Source organism: Collinsella sp. CLA-ER-H11 (assembly GCF_040092445.1).
Classification (GTDB): Bacteria; Actinomycetota; Coriobacteriia; order Coriobacteriales; family Coriobacteriaceae; genus Collinsella.
This window is the reverse complement of record NZ_JBBNLN010000001.1, coordinates 1-18,143: the sequence shown is the minus strand read 5'-3', so window position 1 is coordinate 18,143 and position 18,143 is coordinate 1. Positions and strand designations below refer to the sequence as shown.

15 protein-coding genes are annotated in these 18,143 nt (G+C 60.3%); 11 read left to right on the top strand and 4 right to left on the bottom strand.

The features are described 5' to 3' along the window. Positions 1-296 precede the first annotated feature (296 nt). From hisS to larD, 4 genes are all read left to right on the top strand, one after another. On the top strand, positions 297-1,610 hold the full coding sequence (gene hisS / locus AAAX35_RS00075) for a histidine--tRNA ligase (RefSeq protein WP_349116328.1): 1,314 nt from the start codon (positions 297-299) through the stop codon (positions 1,608-1,610). A gap of 338 nt (positions 1,611-1,948) precedes the next feature. Next, complete coding sequence (locus AAAX35_RS00070) at positions 1,949-4,681, top strand: phosphoenolpyruvate carboxylase (protein WP_349116511.1); 2,733 nt, start codon at positions 1,949-1,951, stop codon at positions 4,679-4,681. Between the two features lie 576 nt (positions 4,682-5,257). Further along, a complete protein-coding gene (gene larA / locus AAAX35_RS00065; protein WP_349116327.1) occupies positions 5,258-6,535 on the top strand; it encodes a nickel-dependent lactate racemase in 1,278 nt (425 codons plus the stop codon). A gap of 49 nt (positions 6,536-6,584) precedes the next feature. Continuing rightward, positions 6,585-7,316 carry a D/L-lactic acid transporter LarD gene (gene larD / locus AAAX35_RS00060; protein WP_349116326.1) on the top strand — a complete coding sequence of 244 codons (732 nt, stop codon included), beginning with the start codon at positions 6,585-6,587 and terminating at the stop codon, positions 7,314-7,316. 305 nt (positions 7,317-7,621) lie between these two features. Here larD and AAAX35_RS00055 read toward each other — a convergent pair whose 3' ends face one another. The 4 genes from AAAX35_RS00055 to serB all read right to left on the bottom strand — a co-directional run bounded on the left by AAAX35_RS00055 (position 7,622) and on the right by serB (position 10,648). Then, positions 7,622-8,161, bottom strand: coding sequence for a TetR/AcrR family transcriptional regulator (locus AAAX35_RS00055; protein WP_349116325.1), 540 nt, complete (start codon positions 8,159-8,161; stop codon positions 7,622-7,624). 2 nt (positions 8,162-8,163) lie between these two features. Further along, positions 8,164-9,105 (bottom strand): LarC family nickel insertion protein, encoded by a 942-nt coding sequence (locus AAAX35_RS00050; RefSeq protein WP_349116324.1) that lies wholly within the window; start codon positions 9,103-9,105, stop codon positions 8,164-8,166. Between the two features lie 10 nt (positions 9,106-9,115). Further along, positions 9,116-9,898 (bottom strand): nickel pincer cofactor biosynthesis protein LarB, encoded by a 783-nt coding sequence (gene larB / locus AAAX35_RS00045; RefSeq protein ID WP_349116323.1) that lies wholly within the window; start codon positions 9,896-9,898, stop codon positions 9,116-9,118. Between the two features lie 114 nt (positions 9,899-10,012). After that, complete coding sequence (serB, locus tag AAAX35_RS00040) at positions 10,013-10,648, bottom strand: phosphoserine phosphatase SerB (RefSeq protein WP_055285969.1); 636 nt, start codon at positions 10,646-10,648, stop codon at positions 10,013-10,015. A 256-nt stretch (positions 10,649-10,904) separates the two neighbouring features. Here serB and aspS point away from each other — a divergent pair, with 256 nt between their 5' ends. The 7 genes from aspS (at position 10,905) to AAAX35_RS00005 (ending at position 17,829) form a co-directional block, all read left to right on the top strand. Further along, positions 10,905-12,692: an aspartate--tRNA ligase gene (gene aspS, locus AAAX35_RS00035; RefSeq protein ID WP_349116322.1), complete on the top strand. Its 1,788-nt coding sequence runs from the start codon at positions 10,905-10,907 to the stop codon at positions 12,690-12,692. A gap of 144 nt (positions 12,693-12,836) precedes the next feature. After that, positions 12,837-13,085, top strand: coding sequence for an HPr family phosphocarrier protein (locus AAAX35_RS00030; RefSeq protein WP_195404046.1), 249 nt, complete (start codon positions 12,837-12,839; stop codon positions 13,083-13,085). A 188-nt stretch (positions 13,086-13,273) separates the two neighbouring features. Then, the gene (locus AAAX35_RS00025; RefSeq protein WP_022094360.1) at positions 13,274-13,516 is read left to right on the top strand and encodes a FeoA family protein; all 243 of its coding nucleotides are present in this window, start codon (positions 13,274-13,276) and stop codon (positions 13,514-13,516) included. A 40-nt stretch (positions 13,517-13,556) separates the two neighbouring features. Beyond that, positions 13,557-13,778 carry a FeoA family protein gene (locus tag AAAX35_RS00020; RefSeq protein ID WP_006234774.1) on the top strand — a complete coding sequence of 74 codons (222 nt, stop codon included), beginning with the start codon at positions 13,557-13,559 and terminating at the stop codon, positions 13,776-13,778. A 123-nt stretch (positions 13,779-13,901) separates the two neighbouring features. Further along, entirely contained in the window at positions 13,902-16,229 is a 2,328-nt protein-coding gene (locus AAAX35_RS00015; RefSeq protein WP_349116321.1) for a ferrous iron transporter B, read from the top strand. 175 nt (positions 16,230-16,404) lie between these two features. Next, positions 16,405-16,605: a hypothetical protein gene (locus AAAX35_RS00010; RefSeq protein WP_035136858.1), complete on the top strand. Its 201-nt coding sequence runs from the start codon at positions 16,405-16,407 to the stop codon at positions 16,603-16,605. Between the two features lie 144 nt (positions 16,606-16,749). Continuing rightward, positions 16,750-17,829 (top strand): substrate-binding domain-containing protein, encoded by a 1,080-nt coding sequence (locus tag AAAX35_RS00005; RefSeq protein WP_349116320.1) that lies wholly within the window; start codon positions 16,750-16,752, stop codon positions 17,827-17,829. The last annotated feature ends 314 nt before the right edge of the window (positions 17,830-18,143 follow it).

Sequence of the window (18,143 nt, the reverse complement as noted above, 5' to 3'; positions counted from 1 at the left end):
CGCTCTTTTCTGTTTGCCCCGTTCTGCTTGTGGCCGCCCTGGAAGCCGAATGGATGCTCGTACCATCATTCGGTTTCCAAGGCGGCCACGGGCCTACGAAATGATCCGTTTTCCTCCGTCCCCAACAGATCGCGTGATCCGAAGGGGACGGAGGAAAACGGATCACAAACCGCGGCGGGGCATCTGGCCGAACGAGCCCCCATACCCTCGTTCGGTCAGACGCGCCGCCGCGTTGCTGCTTTGTGCCGTATAATGTCCACTACCTATGACGCGATACAAAAGAAAGGTGTTTGCCCATGCAGGCACAGAAGGCGGAGGGAACCCGCGACCTTATCGGCGCCGAGATGCGCGCCTGGCAAAAGATGCAGCAGATTGCGGCCGGCGTATTCGAGCCGTTTGGCTTTAAGCCCATCGAGACGCCCGCGATCGAGCAGGTGGACGTCTTTGTCCACGGCATCGGCCAGTCGACCGACGTCGTGCGCAAGGAGATGTTCCGCGTGTTTAGCGGCGCCAACCTGGAGCGCGTCTTTACCGAGGGTACCGATACCAAGCTCAAGCCTAAGCAGCGTCTGGCCCTTCGTCCCGAGGGCACGGCCGGTGTGGTGCGCGCCGTCGTGGAGAACAACCTGGTGCCCCAGGGCTCCACGCCGTTTAAGGCTTACTACGCCGAGGCCATGTTCCGCGGCGAGCGTCCCCAGAAGGGCCGCCTGCGCCAGTTCCATCAGGTGGGCATCGAGTGGCTCGGCGCTCCCGATCCGGCGGCAGACGCCGAGTGCATCATCATGCTCATGGAGTTCTACAAGCGCCTGGGCTTCGATCTTTCCAAGCTCCGTCTGCTCATTAACTCGATGGGCGATCCCCAGTGCCGTCCGGCCTATCGCGAGCAGGTCAAGCAGTTCATTCTCGATCACGCCGACGAGATGTGCGACGAGTGCCGCGAGCGCGCCGAACTTAACCCGCTGCGCGCCTTCGACTGCAAGAACGACCACTGCCGCGAGATCATGGGCGAGGCCCCGCTGATGGGCGACAACCTGTGCGACGAGTGCCGCGAGCACTACGAGCAGGTCAAGCGTTATCTGGATGCCGTCGGCATCGAGTATGTCGAGGATCCCACCTTGGTGCGCGGCCTGGACTACTACACCCGCACCGTTTTTGAGGTCGAGGCCCCCGGCGCCGGTGTCGGCTCCATCGGTGGCGGCGGTCGCTACGACGGCCTGGTCGAGCTCGAGGGCGGCAAGCCTACGGCCGGCGTCGGCTTTGCTGTCGGCTTTGAGCGCGCCCTGCTGGCCCTGCAGGCTTTTGGCAGTGACCTGGGCGCCGATGAGACCCCGTGTGTCTACGTCGCCAACGCCGGCAAGGAGTTGCGCCAGAACGTTTTTGCCATTACGCAGGAGCTTCGCGCTGCAGGTATCGTAACCGAGGCCGACTACCAGGGTCGTTCGCTCAAGGCTCAGTTTAAGCAGGCCGACAAGGTGGGCGCCAAGCTCATTTTGGTCCTGGGCGGCGACGAGCTCGCCGCCGGCAAGGTCAAGGTACGCGACATGCAGAGCCATGACGAGGTCCTCGTCGATCTGGCCAACGTGGTCGAGGCGGTTCGCGAGCGCCTGTAGCGCATCTTTTTGAGCTGCGGGCCTGCTAACGTGCCCTGCTCATGGAGAGCGATTGTTACGGGGGTGTTTCGCTTTTATGCGGAATGCCCCCGTTTACGTATGCCGCCCACCGAGAAATACGACCATTTGGGGCAAAAACCCTTGCAATGCAGAAAATACTTTTGTGTGGTAAAGCGCAATCAGTGTCGAAAGTATTTCTCAAGCGCCTATAATGAATACCGCATGTTACGTGCATAGAAGGAGGAATGGGAGGAAACGTGGCTGAGAACCTAAGCAACCAGTCTGTACCCGAAGCCGCGGCGCGCGTCGCTGCCGTGGTCAACCGCCTCGTTAACCGAATCGGCTCGAATGCCGAGTCCAGGGAGCGTCTCGCCGAGATCGAGATCCCCGAGGAGCTGCGCGATAATCTGGCGCTGTTCTTGCGCCTGGAGCGTCGTGTGCTTAGCGAGTATGATCCTGAGATCGCGGACCTGTTCGACAAGATCCTGTCGGCCGAGATTGTGGCCAATGCCGGCAACCCCGGTACCCGCGCTGCCGACGAAGCCGTCGACGAGCAGGGCGTGCCTACCGCCGACGAGCCCACTGCCGTGGCATTTCGTGAGGTCGTCGATCTGATCGACAGCCTGCCGCTCGATAAGCAGCAGGTCATTGTCCGCGCCTTTACGAGCTTCTTCCATTTGGCAAACCTGTCGGAGGAGAACTACCGTGTGGCGCAGCTGCGCGAGCGCGAGGCCGGTGCGTCGACCGATACCGAGGTCGATCCCGCCAACGAGCTCACCGTCGCCTATCACCAGCTGGTGAATGAGCTGGGCGTCGAGGGCGCCAACGAGCTGCTCGGCAAGCTCGAGTTCCATCCCGTCTTTACCGCGCATCCCACCGAGGCCCGTCGCAAGGCCGTCGAGGGCAAGATTCGCCGTATCTCCAACCTGCTGGAGGAGCGTCCGCGTCTGGGCGGCTCCGACCTGGTGGAGAACGAGCGCCATATGCTGCAGGAGATCGACGCCCTGGTACGCACGAGCCCCATCGCGCTCAAGAAGCCCACGCCGGTCGAGGAAGCCGATACCATCATTGACATCTTCGATAACACGCTGTTCGACGTTATCCCCGTCATCTACCGTCGTTTTGACGACTGGGTGCTGGGCGACAAGGCCGGCACCGTGCCGCCGCTGTGCCCGGCGTTCTTCCACCCCGGCAGCTGGATCGGTTCCGACCGTGACGGCAACCCCAACGTTACCGCCAAGGTAAGCCGCGAGGTCGCCGCCAAGTACTTCACCCACATGGTACTCAAACTCGAGGACAAATGCCGCCGCATCGGCCGCAACCTCACGCTCGAGGCCACCTACAGCAAGCCTTCTGCCGAGCTCATTAACCTGTGGAACCATCAGGTCGAGATGAGCCCTCGGTACACGGCCCGCGCCGAGCTGATCTCCGAGCACGAGCCGCATCGCGCCGTCATGCTCGTCATGGCCGACCGTCTGAACGCCACCGTGCGCCGTATCACCGACACCATGTACCACAGCGCCGATGAGTTCCTGGATGACCTGCGCGTCGTCCAGCGTTCGCTGGCTGCCTGCGGTGCCGTCCGTGCCGCCTACGGCCCGGTCCAGACCATCATCTGGCAGGTCGAGTCCTTCGGCTTCCATATGGTCGAGATGGAGTTCCGTCAGCACTCCGTGGTGCATGCCCGCGCCCTCAAGGATATCCACGAGAACGGTATCCATGGCGACCTGCAGCCCATGACACGCGAGGTCATCGATACCTTCCGTGCCATCGGCTCCATCCAAAAGCGTTACGGCAAGAAGATGGCGCACCGCTACATCATCTCGTTTACCAAGAGCGCCCAGCATGTGGCCGACGTCTTCGAGCTGGCCCACCTGTCCTTCGCACACGAGGAGGATGTCCCCGAGCTCGACGTGATCCCGCTGTTTGAGCAGCTCGAGGACCTCGAGGGCTGCGTCGACGTGCTCGACCAGATGCTTACGCTGCCCGTGGTGCAGAAGCGCCTTGCCCAGACCAACCGCCGCATGGAGGTCATGCTGGGCTATTCCGACTCCTCCAAGGATGCCGGTCCCACCACGGCCATGCTCGCGCTGCATTCCGCGCAGGAGCGCATCGCCAAGTGGGCTGAGAAGAACGATATCGACTTGGTGCTCATGCACGGTCGCGGCGGTGCCGTGGGCCGTGGCGGCGGCCCGGCCAACAAGGCCGTGCTGGCGCAGCCCAAGGGTTCGGTCAACTGCTTCTTTAAGCTCACCGAGCAGGGCGAGGTCATCTTTGCCCGTTACGGCAACCGCACGCTGGCTCAGCGCCATGTTGAGTCCGTTGCCGCCGCAACGCTTTTGCAGTCGGCCCCGAGTGTCGAGAAGACCAACACCGAGACCACGCAGAAGTTCTGGGATATGGCCGAGAAGCTCAACGCCGCAAGCCACGAGCGCTATCTGGACCTGCTGAACACCGAGGACTTTACACCGTGGTTCTCGACCGTGACGCCGCTGACCGAAGTCGGTCTGCTGCCGATCGGCTCGCGTCCCGCCAAGCGCGGCCTGGGCGCCAAGTCGCTCGACGACCTGCGTACCATTCCGTGGATCTTCAGCTGGAGCCAGGCACGCATCAACCTGGCCGCTTGGTACGGCCTGGGCACCGCCTGCGAGCAGCTGGGTGACCTTGACCAGCTCAAGGCTGCCTATCAGGAGTGGCCGTTCTTCCGCACCTTTATCGACAACATCGAGATGTCGATTGCTAAGACCGATCAGCGCATTGCCAAGATGTATCTGCACCTGGGCGACCGCCAGGATCTGTCCGAGAAGGTCTTCACCGAGATGCAGCTCACGCGTAAGTGGGTCCTTGCCATCGTCGGTGACGAGTGGCCGCTGCAGCGTCGTCGCGTGCTCGGCTGCGCCGTTCGCGTGCGTAACCCCTATGTCGACGCCCTGTCCATCGCCCAGGTCCGCGCCCTTCGTGAGGTGCGTATGAACCAGGACGAGATGGCCGAGGAGAAGAAGGCCGAGTACATGAGCCTGATTCTTTCGACTGTGACCGGCGTCTCGGCAGGATTGCAGAACACGGGGTAATCGATAGCCCTGTAGTCGTCCGGGCCCGCCATTAGTTTACTTTTAGGCACGTCCTCGGACATGCAAGAAGCCCTCGCTGCGCACTTCGTGCGGCGAGGGCTTCTTGCGTCCTGCGGAGTGTGCCTAAAAGTAAACTAATGGCGGGCCCTGCGATGTCCGGTCTTCGGCGGATTACTGGCTGGGAAAAAGATGGTGCGCTTCGCGCGTTTGGAAAGGGCTTCGTGCTGCGGAATGCATTCAGAGGGAAACCCGTCGGGTCCCTTCGTCCTCGGTCTTCAGGGATTGGGGCTGAGGAGAATAATGGTGCGCTTCGCGCGTTTTGGATGGGGTTTGTCCCGGCGGCGCGTTTGGCGCTTCGCGCTTCGCGTCTTATCGATCGGGATTGAGATGCATGGGGCGCTCCTCGCCTTACGACTGTAGCGGCTGCGGTCCCGTTTGGGATCGCGGTTGTTTTGTTGTGGGCCAAATATGAACGTTGTGTTAATGAGTCGGTGGACGGTGGCGTTTTTCGGTGAGCGGCGTATCCTTCCAACGGTTTATCTAGTGTGTCAGTTGAAAGGAAGAGGGCGCTCGTCATTGTTTGAATGTGAACTGCCGTTTGACCACAAGACGTTGCATCTGGAGCTCGAGGATAAGAACTTCGCGAGTGTGATGGAAGGTCACCAAAACGAGTTTAAGACTACGAAATCGCAGGAAGAGCTGGTAGAGGAGTCGCTTGCCAACCCTTATGGCTCGCCTTCGCTCGAGGAGCTTTGTGCTGGCAAGAAGGATATTGTCATCATTAGCTCCGATCATACGCGTCCCGTCCCCTCGCGTGTGATGATGCCTATTCTGCTGCATCACATCCATTCCGCTGCGCCCGAGGCTCGCGTGCGCATTCTGGTTGCTACGGGTATGCATCGTCCGTCGACGCACGAGGAGCTCGTCAACAAGTATGGCGAGGAGATCGTTGCCAACGAGGAAATCGTTATGCACGTTGCGACTGATGACAGCATGATGAAAAAGATCGGCACCCTGCCTTCTGGTGGCGAGTGCATCATCAACAAGATTGCCGCCGACTGCGATCTGTTGCTTGCCGAGGGCTTTATTGAGCCGCACTTCTTTGCCGGTTTCTCTGGTAGCCGCAAGTCCGTCCTGCCCGGCATTGCCAGCTACAAGACCATCATGTACAACCACAACGGTCAGTTTGTGAACGATTCTCATTCGCGTGCCGGCAACCTGTGCCACAACCACGTGAGCGAGGACATGTTTGCCGCTGCCGAGATGGCTCACCTTGCCTTTGTGCTGAACGTTGTGCTCAACGGCAAGCATGAGGTCATCGGCTCCTTCGCCGGCGACATTCACAAGGCACACGAGGCTGGCTGCGAGTTCGTGAAGAGCCTTGCAGGCGTTGAGTCCGTCGAGTGCGAGATTGCCATCACCACCAACGGCGGCTACCCGCTCGACCAGAACATCTACCAGGCCGTGAAGGGCATGTGCTCTGCCGAGGCCACGCTTCCCGAGGGCGGTGTGATTATCGACGTTGCCGGTTGTGCCGACGGTCACGGTGGCGAGGGCTTCTATCACAACATCGCTGACAACGATCCGGCAGAGTTTGAGCGTGCCTGCATCGATCGTCCCAAGGACGAGACCCTGCCCGACCAGTGGACGAGCCAGATTTTCGCCCGCATCCTGGCGCATCACCCTGTGATTATGGTCACCGACCTGTGCGATCACCAGATGATTAAGGATATGCACATGACGCCGGTTAACACCCTCGAGGAGGCGCTCAAGCTCGCCTTTGAGATGAAGGGTGCTGACGCCAAGGTGGCCGTCATTCCCGATGGCCTGGGCGTTGTCGTCGCGCAGCACTAGCGTGCGGCCTAAACGAATCGTTTATAACCGACAAGAAAGATAAGGTTTTATGCTTACCAAACTCCTCTGCGAATTCGGCGCAACGGCCCTCATGATCATCTTTGGCGTGGGCGTACACTGCGATACCGTGCTCAAGGGCACCAAGTATCAGGGCTCTGGTCATATGTTTGCCATCACCACTTGGTCTTTTGGTATCTCGGTCGCCTTGTTTATCTTTGGCGGCGCCGTGTGCATGAACCCCGCCATGGTGCTTGCCCAGTGCATCGTCGGCCTGGTGCCGTGGAGCAGCTGCATCCCCTTCATGGTTGCCGATATGCTCGGCGGCTTTGCGGGTGCCGTGATCGCGTGGTTGATGTATGCCGATGAGTTCAAGGCTTCCGATGGTGTCATCGATCCCGTTGCTCAGCGCAACATCTTCTCGACCAACCCCACCACCGAGGGCACCAACTATGCCCGTAACTTCTTCTGCGAGGCTATCTGCACCTTTGTGTTCATCAGCGCCATCCTTGCTGCTGCTAACCGTGCTGGCGAGAACGTTTTGATGCTCGCTATCTGCGTCGGTCTGATCGTTTGGGCCGTTGGCATGGGCATGGGCGGCATCACCGGCTTTGCCATGAACCAGGCTCGTGACCTTGGTCCTCGCATGGCCTATCAGGTGCTGCCGATTAAGAACAAGGCCGACAACAACTGGAAGTATGGTCTGCTTGTTCCTGGCATCGCGCCGTTTGTCGGTGCCGCTCTGGCCGCACTGTTTGTGCACGGTTTCTTGGGCATGTTCTAGTCAAAGGACGGCTCTATAAGGTCCGGGCTCGGTAGGGGTTAACTTTCCAACGCGTCCTCGGACATGCAAAAAGGCTCGCTGCGCACTTCGTGCGGCGAGCCTTTTTGCGTCCTGCGGAGTGCGTTGGAAAGTTAACCCCTACCGAGCCCTGGGCATTCTTGGCTGTATTCGAACAAGCAACCCAACATATATATCTGAATTTGGATGGGAGGGGCTTGTTGCTGGTGGGGGCGTTGAAGCGCGAGTGACACTTTGGGATGCGCGGAGCCCTGGGCTGGGTCGATGATGTGGGATGAGCTTCTTACTTAGGTGAAGAGGGGCTTTATGGCTGACAAGTAGTCTTTGGCTACGTCGGCTTTATCTGCTTGGAAATTGTGCCAGGCCCACCATTGGACCATTCCTACGAAGCTTGAGGCTATGTGGTGTAGTAGGAAGCTGCGGTCCATGGTGGCGGCGGGGCCGTTTGGGTCGGTGGGGACGGTTTCAGCCGCTCGTGACATGATGGTCTTGCGGAGGCTGTCGGCGAAGATGCGTGAACCGGCGCCGGCTACCAGTGCCCGTACACCCTGGCGGCGCTCCCAGAGGTTGTTGAGGATATGCTCGACTTGTACGAGCGGATCATCGAGCGGTGCGCCATCGTCGTCGAGGGCATGGGTGCAGATGTCGCTCACGAGCTCGGCCAGCAGGTCGTCTTTGCTCTTGAAGAGGCCGTAGAACGTGGCCCGACCTACATGGGCGCGAGCGATGATGTCGCCGACGGTGATCTTGCCGTAGTCCTCCTCGCGAAGGAGCTCGGAGAATGCTGCGACGATGGCGGCGCGGCTTTTGGTTTTGCGGGCATCCATGGCTATGCATCCACGTGAACAAGCAGGCAACGGAGCGTGCCGGAGCAACCCTCGTAGGGGCGCTTACCGGCGCCGTAGCCGACGGCCTCGATGCGGTAGCGTGAGGGCAGTTGGTCGGACGTGCGCAGCGCGGCGACGATGGCGGCGCCCGTGGGCGTCACGAGCTCGCCGGCGACCGGTGCAGGCGTGAGGGCGATATTGCCCGCCTGGCACAGGTTGACGACAGCGGGGACGGGAATGGGCATAAGGCCGTGGGCGCAGCGAATGGTTCCGTGACCCTCGGAGAGCGACTCGACCACGATGTCCTCAATACCCAGGTCGTCGAGGCAGATGGCGACAGAGCAGACGTCGACGATGGAGTCAACGGCGCCCACCTCGTGGAACATGACGGTGTCGGGCGTTTTGCCGTGAGCCTTTGCCTCGGCAGCGGCGAGTGCGGAAAAAATGGCGAGGGCGCGACGCTTGGCGCCATCGCTTAGCTGTGAACCGTCGATGATGGCGGTGACGTCCGCCAAAGAGCGGTGGTGATGGTGGTGGGCGTGATGATGGCCCTCGTGGCCATGGCCGTGGGCCTCATGTTCATGCTCGTGGCAGTGCACGTGTTCATGCTCGTGGCAGTGTTCGTGTTCGTGCTCGTCATGGTCATGATGGTGGTGCTCATGCTCATGCATATGCTCGACAGCTGCTTCGTTGCCGTAGAGCCAGGCCATATTGTGATCATGGTTCTCGAGGCCCTCTGCAAGCTGGACGTCGAAATCGCAGGCGTCGATGCCATGCTTGTTTACGCGCGTCACGGCGATTGAAAAGCCGTCGACCGGCAACGTGGCGAGCTGTTCGCGCAGGTGCTTCTCGTTGGCGCCCAGATCGAGCAGGGCCGCGACGGTCATATCGCCGCTGATGCCCGAGGTACCGTCGATGATAAGCGTATGCTGATGGTTGGACATGGAATGCTCCTTAACGGGTACGGGGTGTGCCGGCGCTCAGATAATTGATAAGACTTGCCTGGTAGGCGGCACCAAAGCCGTTGTCGATATTGACGACCGAAACGCCGCTGGCGCAGGAGTTGAGCATGGCGAGCAGCGCGGCTACGCCACCAAAGCTCGCGCCGTAGCCCACGCTGGTGGGAACGGCGATGACCGGGCAGCTCACCAGACCGCCGATAACGCTCGCCAGGGCGCCCTCCATGCCGGCGATGGCGATGACCACCTGCGCCCGGGCAAGTTCCTCGGCATGCGCGAGCAAGCGGTGCAAGCCGGCGACGCCTACGTCGTAGAGGCGGTCGACCTCGTTGCCGTAGAACTCGGCCGTCAACGCGGCCTCCTCGGCGACGGGCAAGTCGCTCGTGCCGGCGCAGGCGACGACGATGCGCCCGTTGCCGGTGGGGGAGGGCTTGCCGCCCACGAGGGCGAGCTGGGCGTCTGGGACATATCCCAGGTCAATGTCGTTGCCGAGAAGCTCAGCGGTGAGCGCGGCTTTTTCGGCATCCAGGCGCGTGACCAGGATGCGCTCCTGGCCGGCATCGCACAACGCTTCGATAATGGCGGCAATTTGCTCGGCGGTTTTACCGGCACCGTAGACAACCTCGCCGGCTCCCTGGCGCACTCCGCGCGAAAGATCGAGCTGCGCAAAGCCCAAATCGGCGGTCGGAGCCGTCTGGATGCGCGTAAGGGCGACTGCCGGGGTGACTACTCCGCCGGCAACATCGCTCAGCAATTGCTCAAGATCTCGCTTATCCATATATGTTCCCTTCGACGGCGCAAAGTCTAGCACTCAAAGGGTATGTTTCCGAACACTAAGACAAAATTGTTCGGAAACTATAGGACAGACTGATTCTCTTGTTAGAAGGATCGACTAGTCGCGCAGGATGATGTCCATGGCGAGCATCAGGTTGCGCTCATCGATGGCAAACGGGGCGGCTTCGCGCGTCTTGGGCTTGGCGCAAAACGCGATGCCCGTGCCCGCGGCCTGAATCATGGGGATGTCGTTGGCGCCGTCACCGATCGCGACGGTGTGGGCCATGTCGACACCGCACTCAACCGCCCAATCCAGCAGCTGGATGAGCTTGGATTCCTTGGTCACGATGTCTGCCGCCAGCTTACCGGTGAGCTTGCCGTCCACGACCTCTAGGCGGTTAGCCAGGCAAAAATCGATGCCCGCGGCGGCCACGATCTTGTCGGCCACCTCATGGAAGCCGCCGCTTACCACGCCGACCTTCCAGCCCTTGCTGTGCGCTGAGCGCACAAGCTCCAGCGCGCCAGGAGTAAACGTCACGCGCTCAAAGGTACGCTCGAACACACTCTCGTCCAAGCCGGCAAGCAGCCCCACGCGCTCCTCGAGCGCCTGCTTAAAGTCCAGTTCGCCGCGCATGGCGCGTTCAGTGATCTTCGCCACTTGCTCGCCTACGCCGGCCTCCTCGCCCAACAGGTCGATGACCTCCTGGTTGATGAGCGTGGAGTCGATATCCATAACAATGAGCCGTGCAGTCATGACGGGCCTTTCCAAGTGCTGTTTTATTGGGGCATATTGTCGCACGTGACGCGTGCAGACGGGTGCCGCGACGCATCAATTGTTTCGTCTCCGTCAAGTCTTTGGGCAGGAGCCACTTTTCCGCGGCACATCGACACAGGTGCGATAAGATAGAACGCCATGTCTGGCTGCGCGGTTTACGCAGGCTGGGCAAATCTGTACGACGCCGCCCGGAACGACACGGGGCGGCACAGATCCATAAAGGAGGATCACTGGTATGAGCCAGACCCGTCCCATCGATGAGCATTCCATGCACACCCGTACCTGCGGCGAGCTTCGCTTCGAGAACGTGGGCGAAGAGGTCACCCTCACCGGTTGGGTGAGTCGTCGCCGCGACCACGGCGGCCTTATCTTCTGCGACCTTCGTGACCGCGAGGGCATCACGCAGCTCACCTTCGACCCCGAGCACTCCGACGGCGATGCCTTTAAGATCGCCGAGACCATGCGCCCCGAGTGGCCCATCAAGATTCACGGCGTCGTGCGCGCCCGTGGCGAGGAGACCACCAACACCAAGCTCGCGACCGGCGAGATCGAGGTCCTGACCGACCACGCCGAGGTGCTCAACACGTCCGTCACCCCGCCGTTCCAGATCGAGGACGGCATCGAGACCAGCGAGGACACCCGCCTGCGCTATCGCTATCTGGACCTCCGCCGTCCCGAGATGATGGCCAACCTCAAGCTGCGCTCCGACTTCACCTTTGCCATTCGCGAGGCGCTGCACAACCGTGAGTTCATGGAGGTCGAGACGCCCTCCCTGTTTAAGTCCACGCCCGAGGGCGCTCGAGACTTCATCGTTCCCAGCCGTATCCAGCCGGGTAACTTCTACGCCCTGCCGCAGTCCCCGCAGCTCCTGAAGCAGCTGCTCATGGTCGGTGGCGTCGAGCGCTACTACCAGGTCGCCAAGTGCTTCCGCGACGAGGACCTGCGTGCCGACCGTCAGCCCGAGTTCACCCAGGTCGATATCGAGATGTCCTTCGTGGACCAGAACGACGTTATGAGTGCGCTCGAAGAGGTCCTGGCCGATGCCTTCGGCCGCATGGGCGTCGAGATGCCCACGCCGCTGCGTCGCATGAACTACTGGGAGGCCATGGACACCTATGGCTCCGACAAGCCCGATACTCGCTATGGCATGCACCTGATCGACCTGACCGACATCTTTGCCAACTCCAAGTTCAAGGTCTTTGCGACCGCCGCAAACGAGGAGGGCTCCGTCGTCAAGGCCATCAACGCCAAGGGTGCCGGTGCCTGGGCACGTGCCAAGATCGATAAGCTCGCCGGCGTGGCCTCCACGTTTGGCGCCAAGGGTCTGGCCTGGATCGCTTTCCGCGAGGATGGCTCCATCAACAGCCCCATCGTCAAGTTCTTCTCGGACGAGGAGATGGCTGCTCTGCGTGAGCGCATGGACGTCGAGCCCGGCGATCTTGTGATGTTTGCCGCCGGCCCGCGCCTGCTCTCTGACGAGATCCTGGGCGGCATGCGTTCCCACATGGCCAACGCACTCGAGATCAAGCGTGAGGGCCACGACTTCCTGTGGGTCGTCAACTTCCCGCTGTTCCACTGGGATGAGGACCGCAAGGCCTACGCTGCCGAGCATCAGCCCTTCACGCTGCCGACCGAGACCGACATCGCCAAGATCGAGGCCGACCCGCTGGCGGCCGGTTCCTGCACCTACGACTTTGTCATGGACGGCTTTGAGGCCGGCGGCGGCGGTATGCGTATCCACAACGCCGAGATGCAGATGTCTATGCTCAAGCTCCTGGGCTTCACCGAGGAGCGAGCCGAGTCGCAGTTCGGCTTCCTCATGGAGGCGCTCAAGTTTGGTGCACCCCCGATGGGTGGTTTTGCTCTGGGCCTGGACCGCGTGTGCATGCTGCTCACCGGTTCCGACTCCATCCGCGACGTCATGGCGTTCCCCAAGACGGCCAGCGGCTCCGACCTTATGTCGGGTGCTCCGAGTGCCGTTTCCGGCGCCCAGCTCAAGGACGTCAGCCTGCGCCTGATGTAGGCGAGCGGCTACCTATTGCCAGCAACGAGGGAAGGACGTGTGCCTTCCCTCGTTTTTTGTGAGACGGGGGTGCGCCGGTAACGTACAATAGCTACCACATGGCTGGGTTTTGCCGGCCGAATGTACGACGTCGCGGGAGGGGACATGGTCGAGTTTACGAAGACGATTAAAGATCCGTTGGGATTGCATGCCCGCCCGGTTGCGCTGCTCTATGACATTATTGCCAAGCATCGTAGCGACGTGTCGGTCAGCATCGGCGACCGCCATACCGACGGTCGCGACGTTATGGGCCTCATGGCTCTCTACGGCGAGTGCGGCGAGAGCGTCGTCTTCCGCGTTTCGGGCGTAGACGAGGCTTCCTGCGTTACGTCGATCAGAAACCTCTCGCTTTAAGCATGACTGGGCGCGGCAAAGGACAGCTCTTTGCCGCGCCTTTTTGTTTCATATAGGAAACTTTTTCGAAATCTGAATAGGGACCCTTTCCAAAAAGTTAACCACGTGCTAGTTTACTAAAGCGAACATAGACGTGGTTAACTTTTATCGCGTCGATGTTGAGGACGAACTGACGTTAGGAGCCACTCATGTCTTGCGGACCGCAGATGCCGGCCATGCCGCTTTCGATGGTAAAAGCGGGCGAAACCGTGCGCGTGTCTCGTGTAAAGGGCAATGAGGACATGAAACACCACCTCAAGGACCTCGGTTTTGTCGAGGGCAACGAAATCCACGTGGTGAGCTCGAGTGGCGCCAATATCATCGTCACGGTGCTGGGCGCACGCTTTGGCATCGATTCCAAGGTCGCCATGCACATCATGACCGTCGGTTAGTCGACGGTATTTCTGTACGCACTGAAAGGGGGACAAGTAAATGAAGACGTTGGGTGACGTTAAGGTGGGCGAGAGCTCCACCATCGTCAAGCTTCACGGTGAGGGTGCGCTTCGCCGCCACCTTATGGATCTGGGGCTCATCAAGGGCACTTCGTTCAAGGTCGTGAAGGTTGCACCGCTCGGTGATCCGGTCGAGATCAACGTGCGCGGCTACGAGCTTTCCATCCGCAAGGAGGAGGCGGCCGTCGTCGAGGTCCAGTAAGGGCCCGAGGCGTATATTTCTGCAGATAAAGTTAGGTTTTTCTAACTTGATGCTGCAACTTTGAAGCACATTATCCAGCCTGCGCGGAGAAAGCAGCGCAGGCACACAAGGAAGAAGGATTGAATGGCGGATTCTCAGATCCATGTCGCGTTGGCGGGTAACCCCAACTGCGGCAAGACCACGCTTTTCAACCTGATCACCGGCGCCAACGGCTACGTTGGCAACTGGCCCGGCGTCACGGTTGAGAAAAAGGAGGCCAAGCTCCTAAGCGACAAGAACGTTACCATCACGGACCTCCCTGGCATCTACTCGCTTTCCCCCTACAGCCCCGAGGAGCAATGCTCGCGCGATTACCTCATGAGTGGCGAGCCCGATGTTGTCGTCCAAGTCGTCGATGCCACCAACCTCGAGCGTAACCTGTACCTGGCGCTTCAGGTTATCGAGACCGGCCTGCCCGTGGTCGTTGCCCTCAACATGGCCGACCTGGTCGAGAAGAACGGCGATAAGATCGACACGGACAAGCTCTCCAAGAAGCTCGGTTGTCCGGTCATGATGATCTCGGCTCTTAAGAACAAGGGCATCAAGGAGCTCTTCGAGCAGGTCAAGAAGTCCGCTGCTTCCAAGGGGCAGGTGCCGGAGCACAAGTTCGACTCCTCCATCGAGGACGTTCTGACGCACATCGAGAACAACCTTCCGGCGAGCGTTCCCGCTAACAAGCGTCGCTACTACGCGGTCAAACTGTTTGAGCGCGACGCGGACGCCTGCAAGCTCATCAACCTCACCAAGGAGAAAGCCGCTCGCGTCGAAGAGCTGGTCGCTCAGTGCGAGCAGGACTGCGACGACGATGCAGAGTCCATCATCACCGGTGAGCGCTATGGCGTGATTGCGCACATCATCGACGAGTGCATGACCAAGGCTCCGGCCAAGATGAGCACCTCCGAGAAGATCGACCGCGTGGTTACCAACCGTATCCTGGGCCTGCCGATCTTTGTCGTCATCATGTTCTGCGTGTACTACATTGCCGTTTCCACCTTGGGCGGCACGGTGACCGACTTCACCAACGATCAGCTCTTTGGCACCGACGGTTGGTATGTGCTCGGTCAGGGCCGCGATGCTTACGATGAGGCTGTCGAGGCCGCGGGTGACGACGCCGACTCGGTCGACCCGGCACAGTACGGCCCCTATGTCCCGGGTATCACCACCATGGTGCACGATGCCCTCGTGGCGGGTGGCACCGAGGACGGTGGCCTGGTCGATTCGCTGGTCTGCGACGGTATCGTTGGCGGCCTGGGCGCCATTTTCGGCTTTGTGCCGCAGATGTTCCTGCTGTTCGTGATGCTGTCCTTCCTGGAGGACTGCGGCTACATGGCCCGCGTCGCCTTCATCATGGACCGCGTGTTCCGCCGCTTTGGCCTGTCCGGTAAGTCGTTCATCCCCATGCTCGTGTCCTCGGGCTGCGGCGTCCCCGGCGTCATGGCCACCAAGACCATCGAGAACGAGAAGGACCGCCGCATGACGGTCATGACCACCACGTTCATCCCCTGCGGCGCCAAGCTGCCGATCATCGCCCTGCTCATGGGCTCCATCATTGGCGATTCTTCCACCACGGCCGCATGGATCAGCCCGCTCTTCTACTTCCTGGGCGTCTTTGCCGTCATCGCCTCGGGCCTCATGCTCAAGAAGACCAAGCTCTTCGCCGGCCGTCCGACCCCGTTTGTCATGGAGCTTCCTGCCTACCACTTCCCGGCGATCCGTTCCTGGGCGCTGCACGTGTGGGAGCGCTGCTGGGCCTTTATCAAGAAGGCCGGCACGGTCATCTTTGCGTCCACCGTCGTCGTTTGGTTCCTCTCCAACTTTGGTAGCTATAACGGTTCCTTTGGCTTCCTGCCTGCGATGGACGGCATCCCCGAGGAGTTTATGGACTACTCCGTGCTTGCCATGCTGGGCAACCTGGTCGCTTGGATCTTCGCCCCGCTCGGCTTTAGCACCTGGCAGGCAACCGCACTGACCGTCTCTGGCCTTGTCGCCAAGGAGAACGTCGTCGCCACCGCCGGCTCGCTGCTCTCCGTTGCCGACGCGGGCGAAACCGACCCGAGCCTGTGGACCGCGTTTGCCGGCATGTTCCCCACCATGGGCGCCTGCGTTGCCTTCGGCGCCTTCAACCTGCTGTGCGCTCCGTGCTTTGCCGCCATTGGCACCATCCGCAACCAGATGGACTCCGGCAAGTGGACTGCGATTGCCATCGGCTACGAGTGCGCCTTCGCTTGGGTTATCGGCCTGTTCATCAACCAGTTCTACAACCTGCTTGTTCTGGGTCAGTTTGGCTTCTGGACGGTTGTGGCTATCGTGCTGCTGGTCGCGATGCTCTTCCAGATCTTCCGTCCCATGCCCAAACATGCATGGACCGATGAGGACGAGACCAACACTGCTTCCGCCGCAGTTTCCGCTTAAGTCCGAATAAGGATCAACCCCTTTCCGAAAGCCCGGGTGTCCCAGCGACACTCGGGCTTTTTGGTAGGGGAGATGTGGCGTTTCCGCAGATAAAACCGACCAAAATAAACCTGTCCCTTTTTGGTAGGTGGAGAATGGGGTAAAGTAAGTGGTGGTTAACTAGAGGAGGCTTGCTATGGCACCTATCGATATTGTTGTACTGGCTGTTATCGGTATTGCGTTTGTCGCGGTATGCGTGCGCATCTACCGCAAGGGCACCTGCGCCGACTGCGCTCAGGGTGGCGTTTGCACGGGGCATTGCTCCAACAAAAAGACGTGCGCCGCACTTAAGGGCGTGGACAAAATCGCCGAAGACTTGGGCCGCGGTATTAAATAAGGTCTAGGCATCCAAGCGCCTCGCGAGCATCCGTTCGCGAGGCGCTTTGCACATTTGGGGGCGAGCGCGGCGAGTTGAAGAGTGATTTTGGGGTATCGTTACCTGTACTGTTAATTGGCAACTTATCTATAACGGAGTATCCCCATGAGCGCTCGCGTAACCATGAAGGACATAGCCGCCGAGCTTGGCGTTTCCATCAATACCGTGCACAAGGCCCTGACGGGTAAAGCCGGCGTGAGCGAATCCGTGCGCTCCAAAGTGAATGCTAAGGCCGAGGCCATGGGTTACCATCGCAATACGAGTGCCTCGAGCCTGCGCCGCAAGGATATCAACCTGGTGTTTTGCCTGCCCCGCGCATCGCGCGAGGGAGCGTACTTTTTCCGTTACCTTTGGGAAGGCTGCAACCGCTTTGAGCAGGAGGTCATCGACCGGGGCATTACGGTTGAACGTGTTGAATTTGGCGTGGGTGGCTACGCCGATGCGCTCGAGCAGATTGATGAGCGCCTGCAGGTAGGCGAGAAGATTGATGGCCTGCTTGCCTATGTTCCGAGCGATGACCGCGCAACCGAGCTTTTGAGGCAGATTGCCGAGGCGGGTGTGGCGATCGAGCTCGTCGATGGCGACCGACCGCACCTCGATCGCCTGGGTGCCAGTCTGGCAGACTATTCCGCGGCGGGCAGTCTTATGGCAGAGCAGGCGGCAAACCTGGTTCACGCTTCTGGGGCTGACGCCCGCGTGCTCCTGTTGGCGGGCGACCCCTATACCGATTCACACTATCTGACCGCCCGCGCCTTCCATAATTACCTGCGCGAACGTGATATTCCATGGCAGGTTGAGGATCTTGCCGGCGCCCATGCGCAAGTCAAACAGCTCGAGCGCGAGCTTGAGCAGCGCTTGAGTGCGCCGGATGCTCCCGAGCTCATCTGTAGCGTTTTTGCCGTTGGTTCCGAGGTAGTCGCCAACGCGCTTGTTTCGAGCGGCAAGGCCGGCAAGGTCATGGTAATCGGCAACGACCTGTTCCCCGAGAGCGCCTTGGCCTTGCGTCGTGGCATCTTTACCAATATTGTCTATAAAGACCCGGTGAGCCTGGCCTACCGCGGTGCCAAGACCTTGGGCGAGTATTTGCTGTGGGGTAAAACTCCGGCGGAGCCCGTGCAGAAGGGTGCTGTGGAGATGGTGTTTGCCAGCAACGTTGACCGTTACTGCGAGCTTGCGGGAATTTAGCCGTTTGGTCTGGTACCCCCTCTTGCGACGTGCATTTTTTGGAGTATTCAGCAATGGCGTGTCCCGAAAGAGGCTCAGAACGACTGTTTTAAGTGCCGCCGATGGCGTAATTCGCCATCGGCGGCACTTATTTATGCCGATTGGGCGCAATATGAGCATCAAATAGGGCATTGAGGACGGTGCGTGGGGTGGCGCGCGCAGACGTGGTGTAAGAGCGTCCTGAGGTCCGTCGCTGCAAGTCCCGATGTTACTCCTTCTTGAGACCGCGCCTCTCGACTATCTCGTCCACTATCTCCCTGGCGCGCCGCCCGAGC